The 13,467-nt window shown below is 53.7% G+C and carries 5 protein-coding genes; 1 reads left to right on the top strand and 4 read right to left on the bottom strand.

The features are described from left to right. Positions 1-53 precede the first annotated feature (53 nt). On the top strand, positions 54-1,868 hold the full coding sequence (locus RIC19_RS07585) for an ABC transporter ATP-binding protein (protein WP_350177703.1): 1,815 nt from the start codon (positions 54-56) through the stop codon (positions 1,866-1,868). Positions 1,869-2,319: 451 nt separating this feature from the next. On the opposite strand, the gene RIC19_RS07580 is transcribed toward RIC19_RS07585, so the two are convergent. From RIC19_RS07580 to RIC19_RS07565, 4 genes are all read right to left on the bottom strand, one after another. Further along, positions 2,320-7,374 (bottom strand): N-acetylmuramoyl-L-alanine amidase, encoded by a 5,055-nt coding sequence (locus tag RIC19_RS07580; RefSeq protein ID WP_350177702.1) that lies wholly within the window; start codon positions 7,372-7,374, stop codon positions 2,320-2,322. Positions 7,375-7,376: 2 nt separating this feature from the next. Next, a complete protein-coding gene (locus RIC19_RS07575) occupies positions 7,377-8,318 on the bottom strand; it encodes an AAA family ATPase (RefSeq protein WP_350177701.1) in 942 nt (313 codons plus the stop codon). 3 nt (positions 8,319-8,321) lie between these two features. Next, positions 8,322-9,401 (bottom strand): hypothetical protein, encoded by a 1,080-nt coding sequence (locus tag RIC19_RS07570; protein WP_350177700.1) that lies wholly within the window; start codon positions 9,399-9,401, stop codon positions 8,322-8,324. A 127-nt stretch (positions 9,402-9,528) separates the two neighbouring features. Beyond that, a complete protein-coding gene (locus RIC19_RS07565) occupies positions 9,529-13,452 on the bottom strand; it encodes a T9SS type B sorting domain-containing protein (protein ID WP_350177699.1) in 3,924 nt (1,307 codons plus the stop codon). Positions 13,453-13,467: the final 15 nt, after the last annotated feature.

The following is a 13,467-nucleotide window of genomic DNA, read 5'->3' as shown; positions in this document are numbered from 1 at the left end:
CGTAGTTGGTCTTGGGTGTACAACTAATAAAGGTGTAGCGGGTTCATACATTTATGGCAGAAGACAAAAAACAAAGTTTTCGGGAGCAATTCGAAGCCCTGCGCAATTTACCTCGCTTTTTTCGGCTCATTTGGAAAGCCAGCCCGGGCATGACCCTGGCTAACGCTTTGTTGCGCCTGTTGAAATCGGCGGTGCCTTTGCTCGTCCTTTACATCGGGAAGGAAATCATCGATACCATCTTGCTGATGATTGATGGTGAAAGTACGGATACGGCTTACCTATGGACCCTGGTTGGGCTGGAGTTCGGGCTGGCCATCGTATCAGACCTGATGAACCGCGGCATTACTTTGCTCGATAGCCTGTTGGGCGACCTCTTTTCCAACCGCACTTCCGTAAAGTTGATCGAGCACGCTGCCCGCCTTGACCTCTACCAGTTTGAGCAGGCGGAGTTTTATGATAAACTGGAACGGGCCCGCCGGCAAACGACCGGGCGGACTGTACTGATGTCGCAGGTGCTTACCCAGCTGCAGGATATGGTCACGGTCCTCTTCCTTGCCGGTGGCCTGATCGCTTTCAATGCCTGGCTGATCCTCATACTCGTCGTGGCGGTCATCCCGTCCTTCCTGGGCGAAACCCACTTTAACCAACGGACCTACTCACTGACCCGAAGCTGGACACCGGAGCGGCGTGAGCTCGACTACCTGCGCTACATTGGGGCCAGTGACCAAATGGCGAAAGAAGTGAAAATCTTTAACCTCTCCGGCTTCATTACGCAGCGCTTTGCTGCATTATCTGACCGGTATTACCATGCCAACCGCAAGATCGCGATCCGAAGGGCAGCGTGGGGGAGTGCCCTTTCTGCTATCGGTACGCTTTCCTACTATGGGGCATACGTATTCATCATCACGCAGGCGGTGGGCGGCATCATCACCATAGGTACGCTTACGTTCCTGGCTGGCTCTTTTGAGCGCATGCGCAACGGGCTGCAGGGCATTATGAACCGCTTTTCACGCATTGCCGAAGGTGCGATGTACCTACAGGATTTGTTCGAGTTTTTTGAGATTCAGCCTACCATTAGCTCCAGGCCGGAAAGCCTGGCATTTCCTGCGCCCGTTGAAAAAGGCTTTGTGTTTGAGGAGGTCAGCTTTAAGTACCCTAATAGTGCGCAGTGGGCCATCCGAAACCTGTCTTTTCAGCTAAAGCCGGGCGAAAAACTGGCACTTGTTGGTGAAAATGGGGCAGGAAAGACGACCCTGGTCAAGTTGCTGGCCCGGTTATACGAGCCTACCGAGGGGCGTATCCTTATTGATGGGGTGGATATCCGGGAGTACAACTTGCAGGAGTTGCGCAACAACATCGGCATCATCTTTCAGGACTACATCCGCTTTCAGCTCAAAGCGGGGGAAAATATTGCGATTGGCAATATCGGAGCCCTGGAGGATAGTCTGGCTATTGAGGCCGCTGCTGAGAAAAGCCTTGCCGATACGGTGGTGGATACACTGCCCGAGCGCTATGAACAAATCCTTGGCAAACGGTTTGCAAAAGGCATAGACCTCAGTGGGGGGCAATGGCAGAAAATCGCGCTGGCACGTGCCTATATGCGGGATGCTCAGCTGCTTATCCTCGACGAGCCCACCGCAGCGCTTGATGCACGGGCGGAGCACGAAGTCTTTCAGCGTTTTTCTGAGCTGATTGAGGGCAAAACCGCTGTGATCATTTCTCACCGCTTTTCTACGGTGCGTATGGCCGACCGTATCCTCTTCCTCGAGCATGGGCAACTGCTGGAGCTGGGCAGCCACGAAGAACTGATTAAGCAAGATGGTAAATATGCCGAACTCTTCCACCTGCAGGCGAAAGGGTATGACTAAGTGTATGTTTGGAGGTACACTTCGGCTGATAACCAAAGCCTTGTGAATCCCGCATGAATACGGGACGTCATGAAAAAATGCTTACTTGACCCCGCAATTCTGCGGGGCAGGCTCCGCCAAACGCGCATTTTTCCATTTAGCCATCACCACAACTCTTTTGATTATCAACGCTCGTTTGCTCCCAACACGCTCCAATGCTTTATCAAGGATGAAACCACGCGAAGAACAGACCGTAATGCTGTAAGACTTTGGAGAAGTCACCCCCACGTAACCCTGGCAACACCACGGGGGATCGACTTCGGAGAAGTTGCATGTTATACCCAGCAGAAGAAGTAATGCTCTTCCTACTCAGCCTTGCTACTTGACAGAGCACGAGTCCGAAATAATGCACCGTATTGTACGGTTCTAAGCCTTGGGTTTGCTAAATTTTCAGCTCAGGTACTTCCGGGGATTAATAGGTCTGCTGTTTCAGGAAAGCAGGATCGAAAGTCTGCAGCGTCAGCAGCATAAGGCTGTGAAATTCATCTGCTGTGCCGTCAATGGACCGGCGGAACCAGAAGCGGGAGGCCATCATTTCTTCCAGGCTGTCTCCCCGGCCCGGCAGGTTGTTGAAAGCTTCCCTATAAAACTGGAAGATCTTTCCCCCCTTGTCCTCTTTGGTTACTTCCCGCAGTAAATCAATAAAACGCCCCTTGAGTTTGCGCTGACTGGTCCCCGTTTCAAACGTCTGGTAAAACGTTCGCATGATGGTTTTAAACTCCCGGTCGTAAAACGGCTGCAGCTGTTTTTGGAGGGCTGCACTCTGCGCAGCTTTTTTCAGGTAGTCTTCCAGTTTCTTCAGGAAAGCGGGATTGTAGTACCCGAAAGCATCATCTGATTTAAAATTGATATTGGCCCCACTGTGTGGGCTACGGAGGTAAACGGGCTCTCCGATCAAGGTTTCAAGAGTCGCAGGGTTGATAAGCGGTTTAAGGATACCGTACCGGCCCCGTACACCAATTTCCGGAAGTATAGTGCCGGTGGTGGCGAAGTTTTGTGGCGTGTTTTTGTTCGCTTCCCAGGCATCAGGCGCTTTGTTCAGGGCCTCCTCCAGGGCTTCCTGCTCGCTAAAGTCCACCGGGCAGCCATCACTTGTTCCTTCACCGGGCTCGAAGGGGCAGCGGTCCAGGCGGTTTTCTATGCCATCTTCATCAGCGTCCCGGTTCTCTATATATGGAGCCGATGTTCCGGACAAGCCCTGGTTTTCAATAGCGTAAATCGCACTGAGGTAGGCATTGGCCAGTTCCTGCCGGAAAGCAGGCTGCACCAATAGAGTGGCATTGTCGCGGTTGGTCAAAAAGCCGTTTTGAAAAATTGCAATGGGGATATTCAAGTCATTGAGTAATGGAGACGTCGATTGGGGAGCCATAGTCAGGTTGGCGTTGCGCAACGGAGTTTGCCGCATAACCGCCTCCATAAATATGGCGGCCAGCCGTGCACTGCTTTGGTCACCGCTGCTTACCCGGGCACTAATGCCTCCCTTTTCACCGGAGTCCCATGTTGGGCGGGTGGTTGATCCGGTGAAGCCAAAGCTAAAGTTGAGGACCAGTTTGTTGCCCGGGGCTGCATTAATACGCCGTACTTGCTCTACCTCACTAAGCAGCTCATTCCCGGGGTTGATCTCCTGGTACTTTATGTTGTTTTGGCGTAGCCCTGCTTTGATCCGGTTCAGCAGGTCCGTGATGATTTCCTGCCCATCCAAACGGGTCCGGCCGTCATCAAATAACGGAGAGCTCAGGCTTTGGTCAGTCCGGTTGAGGCACCAAAGATAGTTGGAGGTTACACGCTGCGCTATTTGATCTGTAGTCTCCTGCTTGACAGGCAGATCTCCTTCTGGCTTCAGTACAATCGTTTTTCTGACCGGGCCGGCTTCCAGCTCCTGGAAGTAAAAAAAGGTGCGGTCGCCTTGGAAGCCTGCTTTCTGAAAAGAGAATTGAATGCTTTGACCCTTGGGCAGGAATCGTTTCGGCAGGCGTAAATCCAGTTGGCCTTTTGAATTGGTGAGCCCCAGCAGCGTATCCGGCTGAACCAGACGAATATTGACGTTGCTGATTGCGCTGCCGTCTGCGAGATTCTGAATGTTGAAGTAAAAACTGTAAACTTCTGTTGCGTTCGAATACTCGGGGTCAGTTTGCAGCACGATTGCAGGCAGTTGTGTTTGGGTAAGATCCAGGTTGACCGTTTTGTCTTGGTACCCGGGTTTCCGGAAACGGACCGGCTGATCCTTGGCGGCCAGCTCTTTCGGAACCTCCAGTCTGAATTTCCCGTCTCCATCTGTAGTAGCGGTATACTGACCGGCCTGTACCGCAACCCCACTGAGCGGAGCCCGGTCGTCCTGATTATTATCAATGACTGTTCCGCTGATATATTGGTAGCGGGTTTCGCAGGGGATCAACAGGCTGTCTGCCTCCGGATATTTGGGCAGGTAGCCCGGAATCCCGTTAATCACAGCCCAGTAGCCGATGGCACGTTCTTCCAGCAGTAAGGCCCGCTGCCCCTCAAAAGCCTGAAATAGTGCCCAGTCGGTATCGAGCTCGGTATCTGATTGGTCATTCTGGAACCGCTGCCGGATTTCTTTCAGCTTTGCTTCGCTGACCGGGCGGGACCGGAAGGCGGCATCGCGGCCAAGTATACGGCACTGAGCTACAACGCCGGGCTGCCCCTCACACCATTGCCGGATTTTCACCTTTGGCAAATGTACACTATCAATAGCCAGTGCTGCTGCAAAATAGGTACAGGCTTGCTCCTGGCCGTTGAGGCTGTCTGTAGACTGCTGAATCAGTTTAACCCCTTCATTGTACAATAAGAAAGCCAGGTTGGCGCGGATCTCCTGGTCTAGCGTGTCAATACCTGGTGCAGGGTCAAGCACAATCATCAGGGAGTCTTTAAAGGTGGAAACCCGCCCCCAGTTTTCAGAGAGGGATGCGCCTGCTTCGGGGAAGTACCAACGCCAGTTGTGGTTTGGACTGGAGCGGTCGTTCCGGCCAACGGGCAATACCGACAGCCCCCGGCTACTGCTCAAAGCCCGGCTGACTGCGGAAAAGGCAGAGATGGGGTCTTGCGCGGCCTGAATACGCTGCCGTGCTCTAACTTCCAGGTAGAGCTGCCAGGCGGCGCGTTCCTGGAGGCATAGAAAGTCAGAGGAGCCATCCATCTCGAGTTCGACCAGGGCACCCTCGCACGGGCTGAGGCTTAGGTTCCAGGGGATTTGGGAGAACCCGGCCACAAAAAGTAGAGCGGGGGCAAACCACCGCATCTCCCGCCAGAGGTGTTTGAGTCCGAGTGCGGGCAGCCCTTGCCAGTAGAGCCGGTCTTTCCACTTTTCAGACAAGCGTTCAGACCACTTTGGCTGCCGGGCTTTTAGTTGTGCGGCGGCCACCTCATCCAGAACGTTGCCTGCTTCCATGAGGGTGGCAATTTCCTGCCCAAGCTGATCACGCCGGGCCGACCGCCCCAGCGACAGATATTCATTGAGGGCGGTATGAAGTTGGTGTTCCTCAAAGGCGGCACTGCCTGTGGGCGGCGCGTAGCGGCGGAGCACATCATTCAGTTCTTGCCTGAGTGTACGCAGGAGCCCGGGGTTTTCGGCCTCCAGCCACCGTGTGAGCAGGAGGCGCGCATTATCCGGTATTTGCCCTTCTACAAACCAGGGCAGGCGGCAAAGTTCCTGAATATTCACGTAGGTGAGCAGTGGGGCTTCAGCAGTGGATAGGTAGCGCCCCAGGTATAGGGTAAGGTGCCAGTGTAGCGTAGGAAAAAGGGCACAGGCTGCAATCCATTCCAGCATCGGCCTGGAATAGTGGCTGTTAAGCGTTGTGAGCAGCGGGCCATTGAGCTGTACAGGTGGCTGCAGTTTGCCCGACAGCCGGCTTTGCCAGACCTCTGCTGTTGGTGACTCGTCGTTTTCCAGTGCTTCCAGAAGGATTTCCAGGCTTTCCAGCTCGAGGGGTAGTACCGTGAAGAGCTGGCCGAGGCGGCGTTCCTTTCGCCCCCAGCTTTCGTGGGGTTTGGGGGTGAATAAAGCCCGGCTTTTCCAGCCTTCCAGCACTGGGCTCCATCTGGCGAGTTTTCCGGACATACTGTTGAGCATCGACTGCCCCTGTCCGATGATAAACAGGCGGGCAGAGCCAAACTGTTGCTGCAGGTCGGTCAGGGAGATGCCATCAGGGTATTGTTTATTGTAGCAAACCCGGGGGTCGCCATCGTAGAAAAACCGCTCCGCCAGAACTTCGTTGGCCCGGAAGGTGCGGAAGATGTAGTCAAAGAGCCGGGCTCTGTGATTGCGGACAGACTGTTGGTTGATCAGTAGCAGGTATTCCGGAGGACGAGTTTGTTGCCGGTACTGGAAATCTGCCATGCCCGCCTTTTGGATGGTCGCCTGAATCGTGCCGGGTACATCAAGTTGAAAAGTTCCGCCCCTTGTCCGCTTGCGCAGGCGGTTGAGCAGCCGCTGAAATTCAGGGCCGAATTGCAGGTGCTCTACCTCAGGAATACGGATATGCCAGACGTAGGGCGGCTTGTCGCTGTCCAACACAATCTGCTCGCTCTGCCTTCTCCTAAACCGGTACAGCAACAGGGCGATCAGAAAGGCATAGGCCAGAATATACCCACCAACGCGGATGAGCTTCTCGTACCGTACGAGCTGTTGTTGCAGCCAGCTGGGCGCCTCTACGCTGTAGGCAAAGAGGTCATGGTCGTAAAGGGGCGTGAGGGGAGCCCACTCTGCATCTGTTACTACCGGCTGTGGCTCGGGTTTTGGTTTTTTCTTGGGGCTATTGGAAGGGGGCGTGGCAGCAGGGGCGAAACCTTCTACAATCGGCCGGAAATTGACCATCAGGGAGCGGTCTCCGTTTTGATATTCAATTAGGATAGAGTCTTGCCCGCTTACGGAGTCCCGGGCGGTATATTCCAGGCAATTCCCGTTGAGCATAAAGCTGCCCAGTGCACTTTGGCCGGCGAAAACGACCGAGAAGGTATCAAGACCGCCAATGCGCTCCTGTAGTATAGAGTCGGGTACACAACTGCTGGCCGAGCCACCGGCGTTCACCTGAAAGGTACGTTCCAGGGACCGGTTGCTTTCTTCCAGGTACCTCAGCCCAATAATGATTAGGGGAGGAATGACCAGCAGAAAAGCCAGCGCCGCAATCAGCCACTGTAATTTTCTTGGGCGGCGGTGTAGCAAGGGGCGTTCTGAACGCACATCGACCGTTTCTCCCAGTGACTGGAAATAGGCTTGGGTCCGGTCCCGGGATTGCCGGAAAAGACGGTAAAACTGGTCTTGTTGTTGTGGGGTTTGCACAAAAAGAGGGCTGAGGGCATACATCAGCTCTTCCGCAGGCAGGTCATCGGGCAGTTGGCTTAGCAATTCCTGTACCCTCAGGTACTGCCCCGTACCGATTTGTTGCCCCTCTGCTTCGAGAGTCTGTATAAGGTCAGCGACCAGGCGATATGTGAATCCACGTTCCATCCTTAAGCCTGATCAACCATGCGGTGCAATTGGTCGAGGTCATCTTTGTTTTTAGCCAGTACGCAATAGGAGAGCTTTAGGTCGGTTTTTGCTTTTTCCGACAGGCTGTGGAGGTCGGCCAGCTTGAGCATATCGAAGCTGAGCTTGTGCAGCAGGGCCGTCCATTGGATCAACTCTGCGGTGGCGGGGTCTTTACGCAGTTTGACGGAAGTGCGGGACCGTATGAGCTCAAAGTGGTCGATAATGGCTTGTAGCCTGGCCTGCCCTTCATCGCCCTCGTACCCTTCCACTTTCCGCTCCAGGATATACAGGAGTTCTTCAGCGGTGGGGAAATCAATATGGTAATAAGCAACCCGGCGCAGAAAAGGCTCCGGCAGGTTTTTCTCCGAGTTGGAAGTCATGATGATGATCGGCCGGTTGTCCTTAGTGGTGGCGTAGCTTTTGTCGATTTCCGGCACATCAAACTCCAGGCGCTCCAAGGCAGCAAGGATGTCGTTGGGGAGGTCCCGCGGTGCTTTATCTACCTCGTCAATCAGCACGAGGCGCCGTTGGTCACTGCGGATAGCCGCCCCCAGTGCCTGAAAGCGGATATACCGGCGCTCGATCTCTTCAGGGCTCAGGGCTTCTGATTGGGTCTGACTGTGCTGGAAATGCCCCAGTGCGTCATAGCGGTAGAATAAATCCTTAGCTGACGAGGAGGTCTGTGCATTAAAAACCAGCACTTTGCCCAGAGAGAAGTAATGGGCGATGTGGTAGGCCAGTTGTGTTTTGCCCGTTCCAGGCTCTCCGGTTAGCAGTAAGGGCAGCCCCAGGTTGAGGGCTACATTGACTGCACTGGCCAGGCCAGGGGCAGGCAGGTACAAGGCAGGGTCGTTGATGCGTTCGTTGAGGGAGATCGGGGGCAACGCCTTTTGCCCTTTCGCACCGTAAAGATGGAAACTCATAGCCTATTCGTTTGCAATTTTATAAATCAGAGCCTGTAGCTCTTCGATGTCTTTCATATTGAACTGTTGCTTGTCGCGAAACAGATTTTGGTCTTCTTCCCGCAGTCCGGCTACCATCGCATCCACGACGGCTTGTACCTGATTGGGGTTGCGTTCGCCAAGTTCCATCAGCCAGGCCCGGAGGTCTCCGTCCTCAACCGGCAGCAGGGGCGTGAGCAGTGTGGTCTCGTGGCGCACCGTGAGCTCACTCAGCGCTGTGATGATTTCCTTTTGCCGGCTTTGCAGCCCGCCCAGATGCTGCCCTTCTACATAAAACACAAAAAAGAACAGGAACTTTGGGACCTGCTTGTTCGGGTTTTTGAAAGTCTCGATCATCCATTCCAGATACTCGGGCACAAAGGGGCTCCACTTGCGTTCATGCAGCTCAAAAACAACAGCTACGTAATCATAGGGCAGGTTAGGCACCCCGGTCTCAATGAAAGCGTCAAAGGATTGCGTATCGGCAAAGCGGAAGCGTTCCTGAACGTAGGCTTTGAAGCGCTGCTGGCTCTTGCGGGTGTTGCGGCCAAGTGGCAGGTCCTGAATTCTTATGCGGCCATTCTCTTCCTGGGTAAGGATGTGCAGCGCATCGCTTTCTCCGTCAAGCTCTTCGACCAGGAGTTCATAAACCATCCGCTCTGCAAAACTGGGCGGCATTTGCGTAGGGCAGCCGGTAATGAAATAAAACTGAAAATGCTCTTCTGCTTTCTCATCAAAAGCGGCCCAGAATTTATCGACCATCTGGTGGCGGTCGCAATTGACGAGATGGAGCAGCCCGATTTCCTCTTCTTCGTCCATGTTGAGTTGGCGGATGGCAGCTGCAAGGCGTTCTTTCTGGTCGGCAACGGGCAGCCCGTGAGCCGCGCTGAGTTTACCCTTGAGGTCCGAAATTTGCCCTTCGAGCTGATCGATCTCTTCCGTGATGGCAAACTTGGCATTAGGGTCAATAGTACGCCCCAGCTCACTATTCATGAAGTTGAGCTTTCGGACCAGTAGATTCAACTGGCCTTCGAAACCTTCGATTTCTTCCGGGCTATACCGCATGCAGGGTCTTAGTGTTTGTACGGAGCCTTTTCAGGCTCGAAATGCCCCAGACATCAAGTGGGAGTTGGGGCAGTACTGCATTCAAATGTAAGGAAAAATAAATTGAAAAAAGGGATCTGTATCTTATCTAGCGAATGAGCGTCACATTGCCTTGAACAGTGATAGGCAGACCTGTACCGTTATCCGGGAGGAGCAGCAACTGATAGTAGTAAACTTCTGAGGGTTGGGGGGCGCCTTTGTGGTTGCCGTCCCAGGCAGATACGTCTGTTGAAGCACTGAATACAAGTTGCCCCCAGCGATTGTAAATTTTAAACTGCTCAATTTCAAATTGATCAGTATTGGTAAGTGGTGCAAAGGTGTCGTTCTGTCCATCTCCGTTTGGCGTGAAGGTATTAGGTACGGCATATTTGAAAGCGCCTGCTTCAACTTCAACGGGCCATTCGGAAATACAACCCAGGGTGTCTTCCAGCACCAAAATATAAGTGCCGCTATCCAGGCTCGTGCGGACTAAAGTATTGGTGCCATCTATCCAGCTGAAGGCAAGGGAACTGTCTCCGGGAACAGCGGTGATGCTGCCGGTGCCGCCCCCGAAATCCGGAGTCGTTTCAAAACTCGGGGATGGCGTTACGGTATAGCTGAGCTCAATTTGCAAAAGGCTGTCGCACCCTGCATCCGTTTGCAGTAGCACTTCATATTGGCCGGCCTGATTGAAGGTGTCTTCCGCAAGGGTTAACGTTTGCCCCGGGCAGAGGACGGTATCCAGAAGTGAACCCGATGGGAATGCCTCAGTGACTGCCAAAATGATCGTAGAGTCACAGCCCTGCACAGAGCTCAGTTCACAAAAATAAGTCCCCGGTGAAGTAATGGATGTTTCGCAAAACGCCAGCGTATCGCCTGCGCATAGCGTGGCCTGTTCAGTAGCTTCGTACGTTTCGAAGAAGAGCAATTCCAGCAGGATGATACTATCGCAGCCGTTGGCGGCAGTTGCCAGAAAAGAGTAAGTCCCCGCTTCATCCAATACGGTGTCTTGAAAGCTGTAGCTGGCTCCCGGGCAAATGCGGGCTTCCAGATTCGTCAGGGCCTGCTCCAGGAGTTCGACTTCCAGTGCCACCAAACTATCGCAACCATTCGCTGCGGTAAGCGTATCGAGGAAAACCCCGGCAGTGGTGATGAGCTCGTTGCCAAAGGTCAGCGTGTCGCCCGGGCAAAGGTCATTGAAAAGTGCTGTGGTTGGCGCCTCAAGGAAAGTCAGCGCAACCTCTACAAGGGAGTCACACCCATTGCTGCCTGCTCCTTCCAGGCGTGCGCTGCCCACGGGCTGGGCTGCGTCAAAAATTGTATTGCCGATAACGACGGTTTCATTGGAGCAGTAGTTCCCGGTAAAACTTCCGGTTGGCAGCGGGAGGAATTCAACGGTCACGGAGACAATAGAATCGCATCCGATGGCGCTGCTATCGACTAAGATCACTTGTCCGCTGGGGTGGTCAACAGTGAATACCTGGCCGTGCAACACCAGGCTGTCGTTTGCGCAAAGCGAAGTGGAAAAGGTCGCATAGCTTTCCGGGCAAATAACGGTAGCACAGTTGGCAAAGGGGGAGCTGACAGGGTAGGTGCTGGTGGCAATAGCGGTAACTTGTTCTCCTCCATACAGAGGAAATGGGAAGGTACTTAGCGACCAGTTGCCACCTGGCCCTGTCAGGGCTTCGCCCAAAAATGTGCTGCCCTGACAAGCTGCCCCATTCGTGCAGCCTGTCGTATCATTTAGCATAATTTCGATGGTATCTCCAGGCGTGCTGATGCCCGCGATTTGGAAAATATCAGCCTCTTGGATAACGGGAGGTGGCTTTTGGAAATTGGGCGCCTCAAAGAATGTGATACCATTGCCGTTGCAAAAGAAGGTGTTACGCCTCATGCTCGCCCGGACCCCATCATCTTCCAGAAAGATAGCGGAGCCTGTACTATGTGCCAGGATATTGCCGTGGTCTGCTTCCTGCCCACCAATGATGATACGGTCGGAGACTACTGTAGCATTAGGGGTCCCCGGGAAGGTGGTATGAAAAAGGCTAATGCCTGTTTGATTAGGCATAGGGGCCTCGAGTACAGGGTGCCAACCGATGCTATTGCCCGCGATAACTGCACCGAAGAGTAAGGTATCCGCTGTGTTGCTGTTTTCATTTGCACCTGCGGAAATCGCCGTGCCGGTACAGTTGCCAATGATATTGCCTTCTCCCAAAGCCCTGGAACCTCCGATTTGCAGGTCTGCAGTGACGGGGAGGTCGTTGCTGAAAGAGCCAATTGCAATTCCATTAACTCCGGTGGTCTGCATTTCACCATCCGGTGTACAGCCAAGATAATTGCTCTGAATGTTATGGTGGCTGCCAACTACCCTGATGTGTTGGCCATTGTTCATAAATACATTGGACTTGCCCGGGCGGCCTATTTGTGCATATGCTGAACCTTGGAAAAGGCGGACCCCAAAAAAAGCAAAATTCCGTATGTCTAAACCATAAACTTCCTGGTGGTTATTGAACAGGCGCAAACCATTGCCAGGCTCTACATTTTCTGCTTCTATGCCAGCGCTGCCATCAATTTGGATTTCTCCAGGGCTATAAAGATCGGTGGCATCAATGATGGTGGAATCATCCATAACCGGGGGGAGGTTATACTTGGGTGGAATGATGTGGGGGGTGTTGCTGCCCAATCGGAAGCGGATTGTATCCGGCCCCGGGTTTTCGTTCGCACAAATAATCGCACCGGCCAGACTTCGTGAATACCGGTCTCCTCTGCTGTTGATGACATGAGTGCCCGGCGTGCCCGGGTCAGGGTCCAGAAATTCGTACGGCCCAATATCTGGGGTGCCGTCGAGTATTCGTGGCAGGCCGCCCAGGTCGTTCTCCAGCCCCGGGGGCAGAGCGGCAGTACTGCCCCGGTCTACAGAAGGCGCACAGAGCGGCACCCGGAAATCTTCTTCCAAAGGGTCGATGAAGTATGGGTTCTTATTGTAAAGGCAGTCGTTGCAAGCTGCCCCGGGCGGGCAATCGCTTACATCAAGCATGCAGTTGTTGAATGTCACTGTGGCATTAGCTGACGGCTCGTTAGAAAAAGAAAACCAAAAAATGGAGTTGTTGACGGTGTATTGCCCGTCAAACAAAACACCCTGCCCGGAAGGGTGCCCCCAGAAAGCACACTGGTAGAAAGTCGCTTTCGCCCCTGATACCGCCGGGCCAAACTCGGAACGGTTCTGACTGAAGTAGCACTGAGTGAACGTAGCTTGCTGCACCCCGGCAACCGCTCCGCCACCACTGACACTAGTGTTGCTGGCCCAATTGCCTGCAAAACCACAGTTGAGCCAATCCATGCTCACATTAGGATCAACGGTATAGGCTGCCCCGCCGCAACGGTCGGAAAAAGCATAAGCTCTGTTTTGACTAAACGTGCAATCTGCTGCCAGCCAGGAAGCTCCCGACCATGCCGCCATGCCACCTCCGTATCTGGCCGTATTATTTGAGACTTGCAAATTATAAGCATGGACCGCTGCATCAACAAGGAGTATTCCGCCGGCACTTTGCTCCTGCAAATTGTTAGTGGGCGCATTATTGAGCGCATGGGCAATGCTCAATCCGTCAAGGGTAACGGGGGCGTTCACATTTTCTATGGTTAAAACCCGGTAGCTGTTGTCCAGAGAGTCTCCGGGAAGGCCGATGTCACCGCTCAGCAAGGTGACGAAGCTGGCGGGGTCCCGTTCCTGCAGGCTGACCTCATCGCCCTGGAAGCCTCCATACAGGGCGAGGGGCTTCTGGATTTGGAAGCTGACTGACCGGTCCGTGCCCAATGTAGGGGTATAGGTCCCTTCGGCAATCCAAAGGGTATCGCCGGGGCTCGCTTCGGCAATAGCGTCTTCCAGGCGCTGATGGGCATCGGCCCAGGAGGAGCCATCATTGCTGCCGGTGGCTTCCACATTTACATAACGTACCACTCCATTTGAGGGAAACGACAACAGGAAAAAGCTGGAAAATAGAACCGAAAGGAATCCGAGGTTGGAAAAGGGCATTGATGTTCAGTTAAG

The sequence above is a fragment of the Phaeodactylibacter sp. genome, assembly GCF_040219495.1.
Classification (GTDB): Bacteria; Bacteroidota; Bacteroidia; order Chitinophagales; family Saprospiraceae; genus Phaeodactylibacter.
Note: the sequence above shows the minus strand (reverse complement) of the source record. Positions and strands in the feature narration are given on the sequence as shown.